At 58.8% G+C, this 20,262-nt stretch carries 25 protein-coding genes; 4 read left to right on the top strand and 21 right to left on the bottom strand.

Going from position 1 to position 20,262, the window contains the following annotated elements; genetic code table 11:
* Positions 1-5 precede the first annotated feature (5 nt).
* The 11 genes from ndk to trmJ form a co-directional block, all read right to left on the bottom strand.
* A complete protein-coding gene (gene ndk / locus IB250_RS21820; protein WP_007903599.1) occupies positions 6-431 on the bottom strand; it encodes a nucleoside-diphosphate kinase in 426 nt (141 codons plus the stop codon).
* 92 nt (positions 432-523) lie between these two features.
* Positions 524-724 carry a Fe-S cluster assembly protein IscX gene (gene iscX / locus IB250_RS21815; RefSeq protein WP_007903597.1) on the bottom strand — a complete coding sequence of 67 codons (201 nt, stop codon included), beginning with the start codon at positions 722-724 and terminating at the stop codon, positions 524-526.
* Positions 725-738: 14 nt separating this feature from the next.
* On the bottom strand, positions 739-1,080 hold the full coding sequence (gene fdx, locus IB250_RS21810; RefSeq protein ID WP_007903596.1) for an ISC system 2Fe-2S type ferredoxin: 342 nt from the start codon (positions 1,078-1,080) through the stop codon (positions 739-741).
* Positions 1,080-2,945, bottom strand: coding sequence for a Fe-S protein assembly chaperone HscA (hscA, locus tag IB250_RS21805; protein WP_192345540.1), 1,866 nt, complete (start codon positions 2,943-2,945; stop codon positions 1,080-1,082). The genes fdx and hscA overlap by 1 nt, the downstream gene beginning before the upstream one ends.
* Before the next feature lie 51 nt (positions 2,946-2,996).
* The gene (gene hscB, locus IB250_RS21800; protein WP_192345619.1) at positions 2,997-3,518 is read right to left on the bottom strand and encodes a co-chaperone HscB; all 522 of its coding nucleotides are present in this window, start codon (positions 3,516-3,518) and stop codon (positions 2,997-2,999) included.
* Positions 3,519-3,526: 8 nt separating this feature from the next.
* Positions 3,527-3,850: an iron-sulfur cluster assembly protein IscA gene (gene iscA / locus IB250_RS21795; RefSeq protein WP_007903589.1), complete on the bottom strand. Its 324-nt coding sequence runs from the start codon at positions 3,848-3,850 to the stop codon at positions 3,527-3,529.
* Between the two features lie 34 nt (positions 3,851-3,884).
* On the bottom strand, positions 3,885-4,271 hold the full coding sequence (gene iscU, locus IB250_RS21790; protein ID WP_003443374.1) for a Fe-S cluster assembly scaffold IscU: 387 nt from the start codon (positions 4,269-4,271) through the stop codon (positions 3,885-3,887).
* An 85-nt stretch (positions 4,272-4,356) separates the two neighbouring features.
* Positions 4,357-5,571, bottom strand: a complete 1,215-nt coding sequence (locus IB250_RS21785; RefSeq protein WP_192345539.1) for an IscS subfamily cysteine desulfurase — start codon at positions 5,569-5,571, stop codon at positions 4,357-4,359.
* A gap of 50 nt (positions 5,572-5,621) precedes the next feature.
* The gene (gene iscR / locus IB250_RS21780) at positions 5,622-6,113 is read right to left on the bottom strand and encodes a Fe-S cluster assembly transcriptional regulator IscR (protein ID WP_003227911.1); all 492 of its coding nucleotides are present in this window, start codon (positions 6,111-6,113) and stop codon (positions 5,622-5,624) included.
* Between the two features lie 248 nt (positions 6,114-6,361).
* Positions 6,362-7,138, bottom strand: a complete 777-nt coding sequence (gene cysE / locus IB250_RS21775) for a serine O-acetyltransferase (protein ID WP_008014724.1) — start codon at positions 7,136-7,138, stop codon at positions 6,362-6,364.
* A 2-nt stretch (positions 7,139-7,140) separates the two neighbouring features.
* Positions 7,141-7,911 (bottom strand): tRNA (cytosine(32)/uridine(32)-2'-O)-methyltransferase TrmJ, encoded by a 771-nt coding sequence (gene trmJ / locus IB250_RS21770; protein WP_007903572.1) that lies wholly within the window; start codon positions 7,909-7,911, stop codon positions 7,141-7,143.
* 146 nt (positions 7,912-8,057) lie between these two features.
* On the opposite strand from trmJ, the gene suhB reads away from it, so the two are divergent.
* The gene (gene suhB, locus IB250_RS21765; protein WP_038981724.1) at positions 8,058-8,876 is read left to right on the top strand and encodes an inositol-phosphate phosphatase; all 819 of its coding nucleotides are present in this window, start codon (positions 8,058-8,060) and stop codon (positions 8,874-8,876) included.
* Between the two features lie 406 nt (positions 8,877-9,282).
* Here the strand turns inward: suhB and rplS are convergent, their stop codons facing one another.
* From rplS to ffh, 5 genes are all read right to left on the bottom strand, one after another.
* Positions 9,283-9,633, bottom strand: a complete 351-nt coding sequence (gene rplS / locus IB250_RS21760; RefSeq protein ID WP_003175895.1) for a 50S ribosomal protein L19 — start codon at positions 9,631-9,633, stop codon at positions 9,283-9,285.
* A gap of 45 nt (positions 9,634-9,678) precedes the next feature.
* On the bottom strand, positions 9,679-10,452 hold the full coding sequence (gene trmD / locus IB250_RS21755; protein WP_173667518.1) for a tRNA (guanosine(37)-N1)-methyltransferase TrmD: 774 nt from the start codon (positions 10,450-10,452) through the stop codon (positions 9,679-9,681).
* Entirely contained in the window at positions 10,434-10,970 is a 537-nt protein-coding gene (rimM, locus tag IB250_RS21750) for a ribosome maturation factor RimM (RefSeq protein ID WP_192345538.1), read from the bottom strand. The genes trmD and rimM overlap by 19 nt, the downstream gene beginning before the upstream one ends.
* Positions 10,971-10,975: 5 nt before the next feature.
* Positions 10,976-11,227, bottom strand: a complete 252-nt coding sequence (gene rpsP, locus IB250_RS21745) for a 30S ribosomal protein S16 (protein WP_003198088.1) — start codon at positions 11,225-11,227, stop codon at positions 10,976-10,978.
* 249 nt (positions 11,228-11,476) lie between these two features.
* Positions 11,477-12,853, bottom strand: a complete 1,377-nt coding sequence (gene ffh / locus IB250_RS21740; RefSeq protein ID WP_123494408.1) for a signal recognition particle protein — start codon at positions 12,851-12,853, stop codon at positions 11,477-11,479.
* Between the two features lie 210 nt (positions 12,854-13,063).
* Between ffh and IB250_RS21735 the strand changes: the two genes are divergently transcribed.
* From IB250_RS21735 to IB250_RS21725, 3 genes are all read left to right on the top strand, one after another.
* On the top strand, positions 13,064-13,876 hold the full coding sequence (locus IB250_RS21735; RefSeq protein WP_032830310.1) for an inner membrane protein YpjD: 813 nt from the start codon (positions 13,064-13,066) through the stop codon (positions 13,874-13,876).
* A 12-nt stretch (positions 13,877-13,888) separates the two neighbouring features.
* Positions 13,889-15,127 carry a transporter associated domain-containing protein gene (locus IB250_RS21730; RefSeq protein WP_192345537.1) on the top strand — a complete coding sequence of 413 codons (1,239 nt, stop codon included), beginning with the start codon at positions 13,889-13,891 and terminating at the stop codon, positions 15,125-15,127.
* Between the two features lie 342 nt (positions 15,128-15,469).
* On the top strand, positions 15,470-16,786 hold the full coding sequence (locus IB250_RS21725) for an MFS transporter (protein WP_192345536.1): 1,317 nt from the start codon (positions 15,470-15,472) through the stop codon (positions 16,784-16,786).
* Positions 16,787-16,897: 111 nt separating this feature from the next.
* Here IB250_RS21725 and purT read toward each other — a convergent pair whose 3' ends face one another.
* From purT to IB250_RS21700, 5 genes are all read right to left on the bottom strand, one after another.
* Positions 16,898-18,079 carry a formate-dependent phosphoribosylglycinamide formyltransferase gene (purT, locus tag IB250_RS21720; protein ID WP_123494413.1) on the bottom strand — a complete coding sequence of 394 codons (1,182 nt, stop codon included), beginning with the start codon at positions 18,077-18,079 and terminating at the stop codon, positions 16,898-16,900.
* Between the two features lie 99 nt (positions 18,080-18,178).
* Positions 18,179-18,646 carry a VUT family protein gene (locus tag IB250_RS21715; protein ID WP_008014742.1) on the bottom strand — a complete coding sequence of 156 codons (468 nt, stop codon included), beginning with the start codon at positions 18,644-18,646 and terminating at the stop codon, positions 18,179-18,181.
* A gap of 210 nt (positions 18,647-18,856) precedes the next feature.
* Entirely contained in the window at positions 18,857-19,072 is a 216-nt protein-coding gene (locus IB250_RS21710; protein ID WP_007897551.1) for a DUF1289 domain-containing protein, read from the bottom strand.
* Positions 19,069-19,593 (bottom strand): gamma carbonic anhydrase family protein, encoded by a 525-nt coding sequence (locus tag IB250_RS21705; protein WP_003221962.1) that lies wholly within the window; start codon positions 19,591-19,593, stop codon positions 19,069-19,071. The genes IB250_RS21710 and IB250_RS21705 overlap by 4 nt, the downstream gene beginning before the upstream one ends.
* A gap of 56 nt (positions 19,594-19,649) precedes the next feature.
* A complete protein-coding gene (locus IB250_RS21700; RefSeq protein WP_007897550.1) occupies positions 19,650-20,249 on the bottom strand; it encodes a CoA pyrophosphatase in 600 nt (199 codons plus the stop codon).
* Positions 20,250-20,262 lie beyond the last annotated feature (13 nt).

Raw genomic sequence — 20,262 nt, 5'->3', positions numbered from 1 at the left:
AATGCTTAGCGAGTGGTTACTTCAGTAGCTGCGAAGAAGTACGAGATTTCGCGAGCAGCAGCGGCTTCGGAGTCCGAACCGTGTACAGCGTTGGCGTCGATGGAATCAGCGAAGTCAGCGCGGATGGTGCCGGCAGCAGCTTCTTTAGGGTTGGTAGCGCCCATCAGCTCACGGTTCAGAGCGATAGCGTTTTCGCCTTCCAGAACCTGAACGACAACCGGACCGGAGATCATGAAAGCAACCAGGTCGTTGAAGAAACCACGAGCGCTGTGCTCAGCGTAGAAGCCTTCAGCTTCGGCTTTGGACAGTTGCTTCAGTTTCGAAGCTACAACGCGCAGGCCAGCTTTTTCGAAACGAGTGGTGATCTCGCCGATAACGTTTTTTGCAACAGCGTCAGGCTTGATGATGGAGAAAGTACGTTGAACAGCCATGGTGTAACTCCAGAAACGGTAATTTGCGAAAAATTAAACCCGCGAATTATACGCGGGTTCTTTGGTATTGCCTAACGGCGTACGGTGCAGAATCAGTCTGCTTCTTCGATCCAGGCAGCCTGAATGGCTTCAAGCACCTTCTCGCCACCGCGGGTCGGATCATCACTGAACTCCGGCAATGCCAGCACCCATTGGTGCAGATCGACGAAGTTCACGTAACGCGGGTCCACTTCTGGCCTGGATTCAGCCAGCTGGATCGCGATTTCAAGCACATCAACCCATTTCAGACTCATGTCGGTTCCTTGAATCAGTGCGGCGCTTCGGCTGCATGGTTGAGCGAATATTTCGGAATCTCGATGGTCAGGTCTTCTGTCCCGACGATCGCCTGACAGGCTAGACGAGATTGCGCTTCCAGACCCCATGCCCGATCAAGAAAGTCTTCTTCCAGCTCATCGGCCTCTTCCAGCGAATCGAAACCTTCGCGAACGATGCAATGACAAGTGGTGCAGGCGCAGACGCCGCCACAGGCGCTTTCCATCTCGATATGATGTTCATGGGCCAGTTCGAGAATGGAAATACCAGGCTCAGCCTCTACAACCATGCCTTCCGGGCAGAACTTCTCGTGTGGCAGAAAAATGACCTGCGGCATCAGTTATCCTCGATTTCATTCAGGTTGCGCCCCGCCAGAGCGGCTTTCACCGTCGAGTCCAGGCGGCGGGCAGCAAAGGCATCGGTCACTTGCGACAGACGCTTGGTCTGCTGCTCGATGGCGTAACCATCGGTGCCTTTCATCAATTCGGTCAGTTCCTGCATCTGCAATTCGATGACCATGCGCTCTTCGGCGTCGAGCAGGCGTTCGCCGTCAACTTCCAGAGCGCCCTGCACCGCCTCGATCAGGCGCTGGGCATCGACCTGCTGCTCACGCAATACGCGGGCGACCTTGTCATCGTTGGCGTGCTGGAACGAATCCTTGAGCATCTTGGCGATTTCGCCATCGGTCAGGCCGTAAGACGGTTTGACCTGGATGCTGGCTTCGACGCCCGAACCCAGTTCACGGGCCGAGACATTGAGCAAACCGTCGGCGTCGACCTGGAAGGTCACGCGAATCTTCGCCGCACCAGCCACCATCGCCGGAATACCGCGCAATTCGAAACGGGCCAGGGAGCGGCAATCGCTGATCAGCTCGCGCTCACCCTGCAATACGTGGATCGCCATGGCCGACTGGCCATCTTTATACGTGGTGAAGTCCTGGGCCCGGGCGACGGGGATGGTGGTGTTGCGCGGAATCACCTTCTCCATCAGACCACCCATGGTTTCCAGCCCCAGGGACAACGGAATCACGTCGAGCAACAGCAGTTCGCCGCCGTCACGCTTGTTGCCGGCCAGGGTATCGGCCTGGATCGCGGCGCCGATGGCCACGACCTGATCCGGATCGATTTCGGTCAACGGCTCGCGACCGAAGGCCTGCGCAACAGCTTCGCGGACGCGAGGCACACGCGTCGAGCCGCCAACCATGACCACAGCGTGAACGTCTTCCAGTTCGATGCCGGAATCACGCACCGCGCGACGGCAGGCTTTCAAGCTGCGAGCGACCATCGGCTCGATCAGCGCATTGAAGGCGTCACGGGTCAGCTCGGCCTTCCAGTCGCCATAAGCAACTTCGATGGACGAGCAATTGGTCAAGGCTTCTTTGGCTGCACACGCGATTTGCAGCAGATGGCGCTGCGTACCCGGATCGAGGTCGGCCGACAGACCGGCGCTCTCGATGATCCAGCCAGCAATAGCGTGGTCAAAGTCATCGCCACCCAGGGCGCTGTCGCCGCCGGTAGCCAGCACTTCGAACACACCGCCGGTCAGGCGCAGAATCGAAATATCAAAGGTGCCTCCGCCCAGGTCATAAATCGCGACCAGGCCTTCGGCGTGCTGATCCAGACCATAAGCGACGGCCGCAGCGGTTGGCTCATTGAGCAAACGCAGCACGTTCAGACCGGCCAGCTTGGCCGCATCCTTGGTGGCTTGACGCTGAGCATCATCGAAATAGGCCGGAACGGTGATCACCGCGCCAACCAATTCGCCACCCAAGGTCGCTTCAGCACGCTGACGCAGCACTTTAAGGATATCGGCGGAGACTTCGACCGGGCTTTTAGGGCCTTGCACCGTGTCGATGAACGGCATGTGCGACTCACCGTCGACAAAACGGTATGGCAGCTGATCGCCCAATTGCTTGACGTCGGACAAACCACGACCCATCAAGCGCTTGACCGACAGCACCGTGTTCAAAGGATCGGACGCAGCGGCCAGTTTGGCCGACTCGCCGACTTCGACGCGATCGGCATGATAGCGCACGGCAGACGGCAGGATGACCTGCCCTTGCGCGTCGGCCAGAGGCTCGGAAAGACCACTGCGCAATGCAGCGACCAACGAATTGGTAGTGCCCAAGTCGATCCCCACAGCCAGACGACGCTGGTGCGGTTGAGGACTTTGGCCGGGTTCGGCGATCTGCAGTAGGGCCATCGTTATCAGGACTTATCTGTATATCAGGCGTGCGACCGGAGCGGCACTGGGTTAATCGTCGAGGCGCTCTTCTAACTGGCGCACTTCGTAGGTGAGCTTGTCGAGGAACTGCATGCGCCGCATCAGGCGTTCGGCCTGTTCACGTTGCGCTGCATCATCCCAACAGGCTGCGAAGCTTTCGTTCAGTTCATCCTGCGCGCTCTTCAAGCGACGCTTGAACACGGCAATGCCGGCCAGGTCGGCGCTGTCTTGCAGGTCTTCGAGCTCTTCACGCAACTCCATCTGCTGCAGAAGAAACTCCGGATCATGCACCGTGACCTCCAGCGGAAGCTCACGACCACCCATGGCGAGCAAATAGCGCGCGCGTTTTGGGGGGCTTTTGAGCGTCTGGTAGGCCTCGTTGAGGCTCGCGGATTGCTCGAGCGCCAGCCGCTGCTCACGCTCGGAAGCGTCAGCAAAGCGGTCCGGATGAACACCGCGCGCCAACTCACGGTAGCGCGTGGCCAACTGATCGAGATCCAGACGGAAGCTCGGTTTCAGCTCAAATAAAGCGAAATGACAAGGAGTACCCACGCGCAGCCTCAGATGTTGAAGCTTTCGCCGCAGCCACATTCACCGCGCACGTTGGGGTTGTTGAACTTGAAGCCTTCGTTCAACCCTTCCTTGACGAAATCGAGTTCGGTGCCGTCCAGGTAGGCCAGGCTTTTCGGGTCGATGATCACTTTCTCGCCGTGACTTTCGAACACCTGATCCTCTGCCACCACCTCGTCGACAAACTCCAGCACGTAGGCAAGGCCGGAACAGCCTGTGGTGCGAACACCCAGACGAATCCCTTCACCTTTGCCGCGCCCGTTGAGGGAGCGTCGCACGTGTTGAGCAGCCGCTTCTGTCATGCTGATAGCCATCGGTGACTCCTTACTCGTCGCCAAATCTTGAAAGTCAGATCAAGCCTTTCTTCTGCTTGTAGTCGCGAACGGCCGCTTTGATAGCGTCTTCAGCAAGTACGGAGCAGTGAATTTTTACTGGCGGCAGAGCCAGTTCTTCGGCCAGCTGAGTGTTCTTGATGGTCTCTGCTTCATCCAGAGTCTTGCCTTTCATCCACTCGGTCGCCAGGGAGCTGGAGGCGATCGCCGAACCGCAACCGTAGGTCTTGAACTTGGCGTCTTCGATGATGCCTTGCTCGTTGACCTTGATCTGCAGGCGCATCACGTCGCCACACGCCGGGGCGCCGACCATGCCGGTGCCGACATCAGGATCTTCCGCGTCCATCTTGCCGACGTTGCGCGGGTTCTCGTAGTGGTCGATGACCTTTTCGCTGTAAGCCATGATTCTTAATCCTCACTCATCAGGAGTCGCTCTTGAAGCCCTGCCAATCGTGGATTAGCAGAGCCCGGTTGCGGCGACTTGAATATCAGTGCGCCGCCCACTCGATTTTCGAAATGTCGACGCCATCTTTGTACATGTCCCACAGCGGCGAGAGAGTGCGCAGCTTGGTAACGGCCTCGCAGACTTTCTGCGCGGCGTAGTCGATTTCTTCTTCGGTGGTGAAACGGCCGAAGGTGAAGCGAATCGAGCTGTGTGCCAGTTCGTCGTTGCGGCCCAGGGCGCGCAGTACGTACGAAGGCTCAAGCGACGCCGAGGTGCAGGCCGAACCGGACGAAACCGCCAGATCCTTGAGCGCCATGATCAGCGATTCGCCTTCAACGTAGTTGAAGCTCAGGTTCAGGTTGTGCGGTACGCGGGCGGTCATGCTGCCGTTGACGTACAGCTCTTCCAGGCCTTCGACCTGCTTGAAGAAGCGATCGCTCAGGGCTTTGATACGGACGTTCTCGGCGGCCATGTCTTCCTTGGCCACACGGAAAGCTTCGCCCATGCCGACGATCTGGTGGGTCGCCAGGGTGCCGGAACGCATTCCGCGCTCGTGACCGCCGCCGTGCATGGTCGCTTCGATGCGAACACGCGGCTTGCGGCTGACGTACAGCGCGCCGATGCCTTTAGGGCCGTAGGTTTTGTGGGCAGAGAACGACATCATGTCGACTTTCAGCTTCGACAGGTCGATCTCGACCTTGCCGGTGGACTGAGCGGCGTCGACGTGGAACAGAATGCCCTTGGAGCGGCACAGTTCGCCGATGGCAGCGATGTCGTTGATGGTGCCGATTTCGTTGTTCACGTGCATGATCGACACCAGGATAGTGTCGTCGCGCAGGGCAGCTTCGACCATCTCTGGAGTGACCAGACCATCTTCGCGAGGATCGAGGTAGGTCACTTCGAAACCTTCACGTTCCAGTTGGCGCATGGTGTCGAGGACAGCCTTGTGCTCAATCTTGGTGGTGATCAGGTGCTTGCCTTTGGTGGCGTAGAAATGCGCCGCCCCCTTGATTGCCAGGTTGTCGGACTCGGTGGCACCGGAGGTCCAGACGATTTCACGCGGGTCGGCGTTAACCAGGTCAGCGACCTGACGGCGAGCGTTCTCGACGGACTCTTCAGCTTTCCAGCCGAACACGTGGGAACGGGACGCCGGGTTACCGAAGTTTCCGTCGACCAGCAGGCATTCACTCATCTTTTGCGCGACACGTGGATCAACCGGGGTCGTCGCAGAGTAATCAAGGTAAATCGGCAATTTCATGGACTATCTCCTAAATCAGGCTGGCTGGCGTGCCGCTAGCTCTTTGGCTGTCATTCGACGGCGGACGCTTCAATCTTGTCCAGGCGTGGCGCCTTGCTGTTGCAACGACGCTGATCCTGACGCTGGGCTACTTCTTGCACCTCACGGCGAGTTACAAGGTCAGCCAAGCTGATACCGCTCAGAAATTCGTGAATCTGCAGACTCAGATCGCACCACAAATGGTGGGTCAGACAGGTGTCGCCGGAATGGCAATCGCCCTGGCCCTGGCATTTGGTTGCATCGACCGATTCGTTGACCGCATCGATCACCTGGGCGACCTGGATGCCCTGCATGTCTCGGGACAGCTGGTAACCACCGCCTGGACCGCGAACACTGGACACCAGATTGCTGCGGCGCAATTTGGCAAAAAGCTGCTCGAGGTAGGACAGGGAGATGCCTTGGCGCTCGGAGATATCGGCCAGGGACACCGGCCCGTGCTGCGCATGCAACGCCAGGTCAAGCATGGCGGTCACGGCGTATCGGCCTTTTGTAGTCAGTCGCATGGACAATTACCACGGAATTCGGAATGGGGCGAGTATGCAATTCCCGAGTATTTAAGTCAACTATAAGACCTAGTGCTTTACTCAGGTTTACCCGCAAAAGAGCGCGCGCATCATAGCAAAGGCTGGCGGCGTACAGCCAGCAATTGCGCGTTATCGTTCATCGCGAGCAGGCTCGCTCCCACAAGGAACCCATACACACCACAAGCCCAATGTCGGAGCGAGCCTGCTCGCGATGAAGTTGACTCGCTTTAGCCGGCCTGGCTCTGATCCTTGTCCTTCACACAGGCGAAGTCCTCTTCGCGCAGTTCAGGCAGATCTTTCGCACAGTAATTGCTACCCAGGTCCTTCAGCGCCCCACACATCCCTTCAAGTCGACCATCTACAGCCTGCAGATGATCGAGCAACTGGTTAATGGCTCGAGCCACCGGGTCCGGCATGTCTTCGCCGACACCGTAGGCGTCGAAACCGATCTTCTCGGCCATGGCCTTGCGCTTGGCGTCCTGTTCTTCATCGGACTTGACGATGATCCGCCCCGGAATCCCCACCACTGTTGCCCCGGGCGGAACCGCCTTGGTGACCACGGCATTGGAACCCACCTTGGCCCCGGCACCCACCGTAAACGGGCCGAGCACCTTGGCGCCCGCCCCGACTACCACGCCGTCTTCCAGGGTCGGATGACGCTTGCCCTTGTTCCAGCTGGTGCCGCCAAGGGTCACGCCTTGATACAGGGTGACGTCGTTGCCGATCTCAGCGGTCTCACCGATAACGATGCCCATGCCATGGTCGATAAAGAAGCGACGACCGACCTTTGCCCCCGGATGAATCTCGATCCCGGTCAACCAGCGACCGAAGTTCGACACCAGACGTGCCAGCCATTTCCAGCCCATGCCCCACAACGCTGACGACAGGCGATGGATCCAGATGGCGTGCATGCCCGGGTAGCACGTCAGAACCTCAAAAGCATTACGCGCCGCCGGGTCACGATGGAAAACACTTTGGATATCTTCACGCAAACGCTCGAACATCATTAATCCTTCCGCTTTAGAAGCTCGCCACGGGCCGCTTTCTGGGTTTCCGTGAGGATGCCACGCAATATATTCATTTCCGCCCGGCTGACCGAGCTGCGTCCGTACAACCGGCGCAGACGCGCCATCAAGTGCCGTGGTTTTTCCGGGTCGAGGAACTCGATGGCCACCAGGGTTTGCTCCAGGTGCTCATAGAATCGCTCCAGCTCATCCATGGTCGCCAGCTCACCACTTTTGGTGGACGCCACTTCTTCCTTCTCGACCTTGCTCGGCTGACCTGCAGCCGCCAACCAGGACATACGCACTTCATAGCTCAACACCTGCACCGCCGCCCCAAGGTTCAGCGAACTGAACTCAGGGTCTGATGGGATGTGCACGTGATAATGACATCGCTGCAGCTCTTCGTTGGTCAGGCCGGAATCTTCACGACCGAACACCAACGCGATCTCGGCACCCTGCCCCGCTTCCTCGACCACCTTCACGCCGCATTCGCGGGGATCGAGCAACGGCCAGGGAATGCGACGGTCACGAGCACTCGTACCGAGCACCAGATTGCAGCCGACCAAGGCATCTTCCAGAGTGGCGACGACTTGCGCGTTTTCAAGGATATCCCCGGCACCAGACGCACGCGCATCGGCCTCGTGGTGCGGGAACAACCGCGGCTCGACCAACACCAGCCTCGACAGGCCCATGTTCTTCATGGCACGCGCAGCCCCTCCGATATTGCCGGGGTGACTGGTATTGACCAGGACGACACGAATGTTTTGCAGCAAGGGAGGCGCTCTCGAACACTTTAATGGGGAGCAGAATCTTACAGCTCAACCTACCGTTAAGCTATGAAAGCGAACACCGACCTTCACCTGTAGAAACTTTCTGATAGAATGCCCGGCTTTCTTTAACAACCTTAGGTGACACATCCATGCAGCCCATGCTGAATATCGCGCTGCGCGCCGCCCGCAGCGCCAGTGAATTGATTTTCCGCTCCATCGAGCGCCTGGATACCATCAAGGTCGACGAAAAAGACGCCAAGGATTACGTATCCGAGGTGGATCGCGCCGCCGAACAGAAAATCATCGATGCACTGCGCAAGGCTTACCCTAATCACTCGATCATGGGTGAAGAAACCGGCATGCACGCCGGTAGCGGCATCGAAGGCGAAGAGTACCTGTGGATCATTGATCCACTGGATGGCACCACCAACTTCCTGCGCGGCATTCCCCACTTCGCTGTCAGCATTGCCTGCAAATATCGCGGCCGCCTGGAGCACGCTGTTGTTCTGGACCCGGTTCGCCAGGAAGAATTCACCGCCAGCCGTGGTCGCGGCGCCCAACTGAACGGTCGTCGCCTGCGCGTCAGCGGCCGCACCAGCCTGGACGGCGCCCTGCTGGGTACCGGCTTCCCGTTCCGCGACGATCAGATGGACAACCTCGACAACTACCTGGGCATGTTCCGCGCCCTGGTTGGCCAGACCGCCGGCATCCGCCGCGCTGGCGCAGCGAGCCTGGACCTGGCCTATGTGGCCGCCGGCCGTTTCGATGCGTTCTGGGAGTCAGGCCTGTCCGAGTGGGACATGGCTGCAGGCGCCCTGCTGATCCAGGAAGCCGGCGGCTTGGTGAGCGACTTCACCGGCGGTCACGACTTCCTTGAGAAAGGCCACATCGTCGCCGGCAACACCAAGTGCTTCAAGGCAGTACTGACGGCGATCCAGCCGCACCTGCCAGCTTCGCTGAAGCGTTAAGCGCCCACGCTCAAAAAGCCGCAGCACTTCAAGCAAACGCCCCGACTTGTTCGGGGCGTTTTCTTTTGTGCGGACTAATACAATCAAGTTAAACCGTAATGCGATCCGTAGCAGCCGGCGAATTGCCTGCGCTCGACTGTAGCAGCTGTCGAGCCCCGGCGAGGCTGCGTTCGGCTGCGAAGCAGTCGTAAAATCAGAACCTGCAATACATCAGACAGATCGCGCCAGCCGGACTCACGACTGCCTTGCAGCCGAACGCAGCCTCGCCGGGGCTCGACAGCTGCTACAGAGAGCGCATCGCAGCTGGATGCAGCCATAACGAAAAATGCCCCGCATCTTTCGATACGAGGCATTTTCTTGAAGAGCCAGCCTGAACAGGCTGGCTCTTGCGCATCGGAAGCTGGACTTAAGCCAGTTTTTCCTTGATGCGAGCTGCTTTACCGGACAGGTCACGCAGGTAGTACAGCTTGGCTTTACGTACGTCACCGCGACGTTTAACGGCCATGCTGTCGATTTGCGGGCTGTAGGTCTGGAAAGTACGCTCTACGCCAACACCGTTGGAGATTTTACGAACGGTGAAAGCACTGTTTACGCCGCGGTTACGCTTGGCGATAACTACGCCTTCGAACGCTTGCAGACGCGAACGATCGCCTTCCTTCACTTTCACCTGAACGACAATGGTGTCGCCCGGGGCAAAGGTAGGGATCTCTTTGGTCATCTGCTCTGCTTCGAGTGCAAGGATGATTTTGTTAGTCATGCTGTGCTCCTAAGGTAAATCGTCGGATTTACCATCGATACGTTGTTAACTATCGTCCCGCTCGCGGATGTATTCCTCGAGCAGCTTCTTCTCTTCTCCAGAAAGCGAGCGGCTTTCCAGAAGATCGGCGCGTCGTTCAAAGGTCCTACCAAGGGACTGCTGTAAACGCCAACGCCGGATATGCGCGTGATTGCCACTTAGCAATACGTCGGGAACACGCTGATCCGCATACACCTCCGGTCGGGTGTAGTGCGGGCAATCCAGCAAACCATCCGTAAAGGAATCTTCCTCGGCGGAGTCCGCATGCCCTAAAGCTCCAGGCAGCAGTCGTGTAACCGCATCGATCAGGACCATCGCCGGCAGCTCGCCGCCAGACAGTACATAGTCGCCAATCGACCACTCTTCATCGACATGAGCATCTATAAAACGCTCGTCAATGCCTTCATAGCGGCCGGCAATCAGGATCAATGCATCCAGATTCGCCAACTCGCGTACCGCCGACTGAGTCAGTTGACGGCCTTGGGGGGACAGGTAAATTACCTTCGCCGCCTCCCCGGCTGCTGCCTTGGCCTGAACCAGAGCATCTTCCAGGGGCTTGATCTTCATCACCATGCCCGGACCACCGCCAAATGGGCGATCATCCACAGTGTGATGTCGATCCGTCGTGTAGTCTCGCGGATTCCAACAGGTGAGCTGCAACAGCCCCTGTTTCACCGCCCGACTGGTGATGCCGTACTCGCTGATGGCGGAGAACATCTCGGGAAACAAACTGATCACTTCTACGCGCAGGTTAGCCACGTTTAGAAGTCCGCATCCCATTCCACCCTCATCTCGCCTGCGGCAAGGTCGACAGCCAACACGCATTGCTCCGTATAGGGCAACAGGCGTTCGCGATCATCCAGGCTGCCAGCGCAAGGCTTGACCACCATTACATCATTGGCGCCGGTTTCCAGAAGATGATCGATTTTCCCGAGCAATTGCCCAAGTTGATCAATAACCTTCAGACCTTCCAGCTGGTACCAGTAGTACTCGCCGTCGGTCAATTCAGGGAACAGGTTGCGCGGCACACAGATCTCATAACCAGCCAGAAGACGTGCTTCTTCACGATCATCAAGACCCTTGAGCTTTGCGACCAGGAACTTGTCGTTCCCACGTCCGCTGACCAGCTCGACCTGCTTCACATTGCCTTCGCGCTTGAGCGTCCAGGTTTTGTACTGCAACAGGTTTTCAGTCGGATCAGTAAAGGAATACACCTTCACTTCGCCGCGAACGCCATGAACAGAATAAATTTTGCCAATAACGATCAAATCATCGGCAACAGCTGGCGTCGCGTTCATATTGCTCAGGCCGCAGCCTTAGCAGATTCCTTCAACAACTGAGCAACGCGCTCAGAAGGTTGTGCACCAACGCTCAGCCAGTAGGCTACGCGCTCTTGGTTCACGGACAGACGAACTTCTTGACCACGAGCAACAGGGTTGAAGAAACCAACCTGTTCCTTGTGCGAACCGTCGCGCGGGTTGCGGCTGTCGGTTACGGTCAAGTGGTAAAACGGGCGCTTTTTGGAGCCGCCAAGGGCAAGACGGATTGTTAGCATGTGAACATCGTTCCTGTAGTCGGTGCTGCAAATCTAAAGGCACAGCGGGCATAGGTGCCCGAAAGGCCGCATATTCTAAGGAATATCCGGACTTTTGCAAATGTCTTTTTCCGGCGGCCTTTCGGTCGCCATCCAGATTTGCTATAGAGCCGTCGTTGAAAACGGCCAGTCAGCTCCCGCCAAGTGCGGGTTTGCTGGAGATCCCACTTCCATGTGGGCAGCGCCGACATGACTGCCGGCGCGAATCTTTTACATTTTCGGCATGCCGCCGCCGGGCAACATACCGCCCATGCCGCGCATCATTTTGGCCATTCCGCCTTTCGCGGAGAATTTCTTCATCATCTTCTGCATCTGCTTGTGCTGCTTGATCAAGCGACCGATGTCCTGCACCTGAGTGCCGGAACCCATGGCGATCCGGCGCTTGCGCGAACCACTGATCAGCTCAGGGTCGCGGCGCTCGGCCGGGGTCATGGAGTTGATGATGGCTTCCATTTGCTTGAACTGTTTCTCTGCCGCGCCCTGGGCGTTGCCCATTTGCGCCAGATTCACACCACCGATGTTCGGCAGTTTGTCCATGAGGCCGCCGAGGCCGCCCATGTTTTTCATCTGTTGCAGCTGATCGCGGAAGTCTTCGAGGTCGAAGCCCTTGCCCTTCTTCAGCTTCTTGGCCAGTTTATCGGCCTTGTCTTTGTCGAGGGTCTGTTCGGCCTGCTCGATCAGGCTGAGCACGTCACCCATGCCGAGGATGCGCGAAGCAATACGCTCAGGGTGGAACGGCTCGAGCGCTTCGCTCTTCTCGCCCATACCGATGAACTTGATCGGCTTGCCGGTGATGGCACGTACCGACAACGCGGCACCGCCACGGGCATCGCCGTCGACCTTGGTCAGGATCACACCGGTCAGCGGCAGCGCATCGCCGAAAGCCTTGGCCGTGTTGGCGGCGTCCTGGCCGGTCATGGCATCGACCACGAACAGGGTTTCAACCGGGTTGATCGCGGCATGCAGCGCCTTGATCTCGCCCATCATCTCTTCGTCGATGTGCAGACGACCGGCGGTATCGACGATAACCACGTCGATGAATTTCAGTTTGGCTTCTTTAATAGCGGCTTGCGCGATGTCGACCGGCTTCTGGCTCAGGTCGGACGGGAAGAAGGTGACGCCAATTTCACCCGCGAGCATTTCAAGCTGCTTGATTGCCGCCGGACGGTAAACGTCCGCGGACACGACCATGACCGACTTCTTCTTGCGCTCTTTAAGGAAGCGCGCCAGCTTGCCGGCGGTGGTGGTTTTACCCGCGCCTTGCAAACCTGCCATCAACACGACGGCAGGAGGAACGGCGCTCAGGTTCAAGTCTTCGTTGGCCGCGCCCATCAGGCTTTCGAGTTCGGCCTGGACGATTTTCACGAAGGCCTGGCCCGGCGTCAGGCTGCGTGACACCTCGGTGCCGACAGCGCGCTCCTTGACCGAATTGACGAAGTCTTTGACCACCGGCAAGGCGACGTCGGCTTCGAGCAGCGCCATGCGCACTTCGCGCAGAGTGTCTTTGATGTTGTCTTCGGTCAGTTTGGCTTTGCCGGTGACATGGCGCAGCGTCTGCGAGAGACGGTCGGTTAAGTTTTCAAACATTGCGCGATCCTTTCAGGCCCTGTGTAGACCGGGATAATGGCGGCCCAGACCGGAATAAACATGTGCTCGGCGAGCCTGCGGCGTGGGCAGGTCGCGGATTATAGCGAAGACTGCGTCTGGCGGACACCTCGCCGTCAGGTTGCATGGTCTTTCGTGCTATGGGGGTTCTATGCCAAACTCAGCGCCTTTCGGGCTTGCCTAACAGGATTTATGCTCCCCTTGTCACCCAGTTTGCTTACCACCCTCGCCGCCGCCTGCTTATATGCCGCTGCGACCCTCTATCAAGGCACTCGTCTGGCCACCGGCGCCAAGGCGAACAAGCGCCTGCTGGTCACGCTCGGTGTGCTGGCCGTGCTGGCTCACAGCGTCAGCCTGATCACCTATCTGCTGACACCGATCGGCCTGGCCCTGGACTTTTTCAGCGCCGCCAGCCTGATTGCCGCAGCGGTCATCGCCCTGACCCTGCTGGCCTGCTCGCGGATTCCGGTGGAAAACCTGCTGCTATTGCTGTTCCCGCTGGGCGCCGCCACCGTGGTGCTGGCACAGTTCGCCCCCGCCGGTACGGTGCAGATCATTGACGAAGCACCAGGCATCCTCGCCCACATCCTCTTGTCGATCCTCGCTTACGGCATGTTCACCATTGCCGTGTTCCAGTCTTTGCTGCTGCTGGTTCAGGACCATCAGCTCAAACACAAGCACCCATCCGGGCTGATCAAGAACTTCCCGCCGCTGCAAACCATGGAAAGCCTGCTGTTTGGTTTCCTGTGGGCCGGCTGGAGCCTGCTTTCGTTGTCGCTGATCTCCGGCTGGCTGTTCGTCGAGAACCTGTTCGCCCAGCATCTGGTGCATAAAACCTTGCTGGCGTGCCTGGCCTGGATCGTGTTCAGCGTGCTGCTTTGGGGGCGTAACCGCCTCGGCTGGCGCGGACACAAAGCCATCCGCTGGACCCTTGCCGGTTTTTGCCTGCTGATGCTGGCGTACTTCGGCAGCAAGCTGGTCCGCGAATACATTCTACATATCTGACGGGCGGCATTAATGGACGACTTGCCCATAGGGCCGATGCTCGCGGTGCTGGCCCTGCTGATTTTATGGTCGGGGCTGTTTACCGCCATCGAAATTGCACAACAGCAGTTGCTGGCCCAGCGCACGGCCTCGCGTTCGAGCGACAAACCCGTGGCGAAGCTGAGTTTCCCGCTCAACAGCCTGATCCTCTGCAATACCCTGTGCCGCGCGCTGGTAGTGGTCATCAGCACCTTGCTGGCGATTTTCACCTGGGCACAAAACGGTGTATGGATTGCCTGCCTCGGTGCCAGTGCGGCGCTGCTGGTGTTCGCCGACTATCTGCCACGCACCCTTGCCGTGCGCTATCCAGATGCTGTCCTGAGCCTGGGCAACACACTGCTCGGCATACCCTTGAAGATCGTCTACCCGGCTGCCTGGCTGCTCAATGCCATCAGCCAACTGCTGATGCGACCATTCGCCCGCAAAATCAATGTGGTGCAACAAAGTGAAGACGAGGCGCCAGCAGATCGGCATGACGATCACGAGCACGCAGCCAGTCGCCCGCATTCGCTGTCAGGTATCCATGCGCTGGATAACATCACGGTCAACGATATTCTGGTACCGCGCAGTGACGTCGACGGAATCAATCTGGATGATTCCCTCGAAGAAATCATCGAGCAACTGCGCCATAACAGACGCACCCGCCTGCCGGTATTCCACAGCGACATCAACCAGGTCGAAGCCGTGCTCAACACCCGGCAAATCCGTCATTTACTGCCAGATTCAAGCCTGACCCGGGAAGCGCTGCTGGCAGCCAGTCACGAACCGTACTTCGTACCGGAAAGCACCCCGCTGCAGCTGCAATTGCTGAACTTCCACAAGCAGCAGCGGCGTTTGGGCATGGTGGTCGACGAGTACGGCGAAGTGCTGGGCATCGTGACACTGGAAGACATTCTCGAAGAAATCGTCGGTGAGTTCGAAAGCCAGCACAGCCTGGATAATCCACACATCCATCCGCAGGCCGATGGTCGCCTGGTCATCGAGGGGGCGGCGTCGATTCGTGAATTGAACAAGAGCCTTGGCTGGCATCTGCCCAGCGATGGTCCGAAAACCCTCAACGGGTTAGTGACCGAGGCACTGGAAACAATCCCCGACAGCGCGGTTTGCCTGAAGATCGGGCGTTATCGGCTGGAGATTCTGGAGACGGAAGACAATCGCGTTACGCGGGTGTTGATCTGGCATACCAGCTCAGTACCTGCCCTCGTCCGTTAGCTCAGCAAAAGATCGCGGCCTCGCTTCGCTCGACAGCCCTACAGTTTGGAATGCGTTCCTTTGTAGGAGCTGTCGAGCGAAGCGAGGCTGCGATCTTTTTCAATATCCATGCCCTTGTTAGATCGTTAGCCGCCTTCCTATAATCAAGTCGCTTACCCAAGCCCCCGCCGAACCACGTGCTTACCCCGCGCGCAGCAGGTTCCGGCCAGATCATCGACAATATCCGCACCACTGCGACGACTGTTCCTACCTTGAGCAGCGACCGTATCTGAACCCACATCCCTGGGTATTCGACCATAATAATTCGCTCCACTGGGGCCCATGACTGTCAGGGATTACCGCATGACGACCAGCACAACGTTCAGCGACACCGCGCCTGTCCAACCAGCCAACTCCGCCACCCGAGTCGCCACCGCGAGTTTCATCGGCACGGCCATCGAGTTCTATGACTTCTACGTCTATGCCACTGCAGCAGCACTGGTGATCGGGCCGGTGTTCTTTCCGCAAACCTCCGGCACCGCCCAGATGCTATCGGCGTTCCTCACCTTCGGTATCGCCTTCCTTGCGCGGCCACTGGGTTCGGCGCTGTTCGGTCACTTCGGTGACCGCATCGGGCGTAAATCGACACTGGTCGCCTCCCTGCTGCTGATGGGCGTGTGTACCACGCTGATTGGCGTGCTACCGGGTTACGAGAGCATTGGCGCCTGGGCGCCGATCCTGCTTTGCGTGCTGCGCTTCGGCCAAGGCCTGGGGCTGGGCGGTGAATGGGGCGGCGCCGCATTGCTGGCCACGGAGAACGCGCCCAAAGGCAAGCGCGCGTGGTATGGCATGTTCCCGCAACTCGGCCCATCGATCGGGTTTCTGGCGGCCAACGGCCTGTTCCTGACCCTGGCCATGAGCCTGAACGACGAGCAGTTCCGTTCGTGGGGCTGGCGGATTCCGTTCCTGCTCAGTGCCGCGCTGGTGATGGTGGGCCTGTATGTACGCCTCAAGCTTCACGAAACCCCGGTATTCGCCAATGCCATGGCTCGTCAGGAACGGGTGAAGATCCCGCTGGTCGAGCTGTTCAGCCAATACTGGGCGCCGATGCTGCTGGGGGCCGGCTCGATGGTGGTGTGCTACGCGCTGTTCTATATCTCGACAGTGTTTTCGCTGAGCTACGGTGTGTCGACGCTCGGCTACACCCGCGAAACCTTCCTCGGTCTGCTGTGTTTCGCGGTGCTGTTCATGGCGGCCGCAACACCGTTGTCGGCTTGGGCGAGTGATCGTTTCGGGCGCAAACCGGTGTTGATCATCGGCGGCGTGCTGGCGATTCTGTCCGGATTCCTGATGGAACCGTTGCTGACCCAAGGCTCAACCTGGGGCGTGGCGCTGTTCCTGTGCATTGAACTGTTTCTGATGGGCGTGACGTTTGCGCCGATGGGTGCACTGCTGCCGGAGCTGTTTCCGACCCATGTGCGCTATACCGGCGCGTCGGCGGCCTACAACCTGGGCGGCATTGTCGGAGCCTCGGCGGCACCGTTCTTTGCGCAGAAACTGGTGGCGATGGGCGGTTTGAGTTATGTCGGCGGGTATGTATCGGGGGCGGCGGTGCTGAGCTTGATCGCGGTGCTGTGCCTGAAGGAGACGCGGCATAACGATTTGAATCGGGTTGCCTGAAGAAAAAGCAAAAGCTTCGCGAGCAAGCCCGCTCCCACAGGGGACCACGTTCTGTCAGAAAGAATGCGGTTCAATGTGGGAGCGGGCTTGCCCGCGATAGCCGCGACTCGGTTACAGCTCTACAACAACAGCCTGAGAAGCACGGGTCGCTTTAGCCCGTGCGGCCTCGATCGACTCATCACGCGCTAACGCCACACCCATCCGACGCTGGCCATTGACCTCAGGCTTGCCGAACAGACGCAACGCGGTATCCGGCTCGCTCAGCGCAGCGCCCAAATTGGCGAATGCGGTCTGAGTCGACTGCCCTTCCACCAGAATCACCGCCGAAGCCGAAGGCCCGAACTGACGAATCAATGGAATCGGCAGGCCCAGGATCGCCCGTGCGTGCAGCGCGAACTGCGACAGGTCCTGAGAAATCAGGGTCACCAGACCGGTGTCGTGCGGGCGCGGCGAGACTTCGCTAAACCAGACCTGATCACCTTTGATGAACAACTCGACGCCAAACAGACCACGGCCACCCAAGGCTTCGGTCACCGCTTTGGCAACGCGCTCGGATTCAGCCAGAGCAACCGGGCTCATGGCTTGTGGCTGCCAGGATTCCTGATAGTCGCCCTTCTCCTGACGGTGGCCAACCGGCGCACAGAACGTAGTTCCGCCAACGTGACGCACGGTCAGCAGGGTGATTTCGTAGTCGAAATCGATGAAGCCTTCGATGATCACGCGACCTTTACCGGCGCGGCCACCTTCTTGAGCGTAATCCCAGGCTTTCTGCACGTCATCGACGCTGCGCAGCAGGCTCTGGCCTTTGCCCGAGGAACTCATGACCGGTTTGACCACGCAGGGGAAACCCAGATCGTCGACGGCCTTGCTGTAGTCCTCGAAGGTGTCGGCGAAGTAGTACGGCGACGTCGGCAGGCCCAGCTCTTCGGCGGCCAGGCGACGGATACCTTCGCGGTTCATGGTCAGCTGCGCGGCGCGAGCGGTCGGGATCACGGTGAAGCCTTCGGACTCCAGCTCTACCAGGGTCGCGGTGGCGATGGCTTCGATTTCCGGCACGATGAAGTCCGGTTTCTCGGCTTCGATCACTGCACGCAGGGCTGGGCCGTCGAGCATGTTGATCACATGGCTGCGATGGGCGACTTGCATGGCCGGCGCATTGGCGTAGCGATCCACGGCAATCACTTCAACGCCCAGGCGTTGCAGCTCGATCACCACTTCCTTGCCCAACTCACCACAGCCACACAGCAATACGCGGGTCGCGGTTGGCGACAATGGAGTTCCGATACGGGTCATCTCAGGTCCTCAAGAAGCGGATCATCGAGGGATGCGGTGCCTGGCACGCTTCCCATGGGGAGAAAGCGCGGCATTTTACATGAACCTGAGGGTTTGGCTTCAGCTGACGACGGCCTGATTACGCAAGCGCCAGGCCATGATCAGCCACACGACTGTCACACCTGCGAACTTCGAACCCATGGCGGTGAGGATCACGGCCGGAGTGAACGCATCGATCATGCCGAAGAAGATGAAGGTGTCCAGCGGGATACTCAGCGCCGAACTTATCCACAGGCGATCATGCAATGGACGCTTGGTGATGCTGAACACCAGCCAGTCGATGCACTCGGACACGGCGAATGCGATCGCGCTGGCCAGTGCGATAGACGGGTCAGAAGTGACATAAGACAGCACCAGCGCCACCAGCATCGCCGCGATCGCGCCGTGGCCGAAGCGGGTTTGCACCATGTCCCGCAGCACGAACACAAGACCACCCCAGGCCGACCAGATGATGTCCAGGTGCGGGGCGCTGGAAAAGGCGTAATTGATCAGCACGACGCTGCTGATGTAGGCGATCAGGAAGAGCATGGGGCGGGAGTACCTGTCGATTTTGGTGCACAGGGTACTTCATCCTCAGCGCATAGATAACCTGTGGCGAGGGGGCTTTACCCCGTTCGGCTGCGCAGCAGTCGTGAAATCAGCAAATGCCGTACGCCTGAAAGAATAAAGTCGCAGGTTTAGCGCCGCTTCGCAGCGCAACGGGGGCAAGCCCCCTCGCCACAGAACCGCGTACAACCATCAGGAATCGGATTTGGATGGCAACATCCAGATCAACCCACTCGACTTCGCCCGCTCATGACACAACCCCAGCACCTTGCGTCGCTCTGCGTTGTCCATCCGGCTCCAGCGGGTAATTTCTTCCACCGTGCGCTGACACCCGGTGCAAATGTCATCCTCATCCAGCGCACAAATGTTCACGCACGGCGATGGAACAGGTCGTTCAGTGGTGCTCATTCTTCCTGCTCGACCAGATCGCGGGCGTAACGCTGCGAGTTATGCACATAGTGGGCAGCGCTGGCTTCGAGCATCTTCTTTTGCGGCTCGGTCAACTCGCGCACGACCTTGCCCGGTGAGCCCATGACCAGCGATCCGTCCGGAATTTCCTTGCCCTCACCGATCAGCGAGTTGGCGCCGATGATGCAGTTCTTGCCGATTTTCGCGCCGTTGAGAATCACCGCATTAATACCGATCAGGCTGTAATCGCCCACCGTGCAGCCGTGAAGCATTGCGTTGTGGCCGATGGTCACGCCGGTGCCAATGGTCAGCGGGTAGCCCATGTCAGTGTGCATCACGGTGCCGTCCTGCACATTGCTGTTCTTGCCGATCAGGATCAGTTCGTTGTCGCCACGCAACACGGCGTTGAACCAGACGTTGGCGCCCTCTTCCAGTTTGACCTTGCCCACCAGCACGGCATTGGGTGCGACCCAACTCTGCGGATGGGTGTCGACGCGGGCGTCGCCCAGGCGGTATTTCATCTTATTGTCCTCAAAGGCTCAGGCAGCCGCAGACTCATGCCATGCGAACGATGGCTTCAGGTGTTGATAAAACTCTTGGGTGGTTGATGCAGGCTGATTTTCGCGTCATAGAGCAGGTTGATCAACTCGACGATCATGATCGCCGTCAGCCCCCAGATCTTGTACTCGCCATAACGGTAGCTCGGCACGTACCAACTGTGGCCCTGATAGTCGATGCGGTGGGTGTGCTCGCGCGGGTCTTTGCGGAAGAACTCCAGCGGCACACTGAACACCGCGGCGATCTCGGCATCGTTAGCCTGGTATTCGACGAAATCCGGAATCACGCCGACATAGGGCGTGACCTTGATGCCGTGCAGGGAGATCAGCGGGCTCAGCGGGCCGATCACTTCAACCAGCCCCGGCGGCAGGCCGATTTCTTCTTCGGCTTCGCGCAGGGCGGTAAAAATCAGGTCAGGGTCTTCGGGGTCGCGTCGACCGCCGGGAAAGGCAACTTCGCCGCCATGGGTCGAAAGCCCGCTGGCGCGAAGGGTTAGCACCAGTTCCGGTTCGTCACTGCGCGTGATGGGCACCAATACCGCGGCTTCGGGGAAACGTCGGTCGGTTTCCAGCGTACGCGGCGTGTGATTGCTTACCCGGTGCAGTAGCTCGTCCAGCATGAGTCTTCTCGAT

It is taken from the genome of Pseudomonas sp. PDM09 (assembly GCF_014852305.1).
GTDB lineage: Bacteria > Pseudomonadota > Gammaproteobacteria > Pseudomonadales > Pseudomonadaceae > Aquipseudomonas.
Note: the sequence above shows the minus strand (reverse complement) of the source record. Positions and strands in the feature narration are given on the sequence as shown.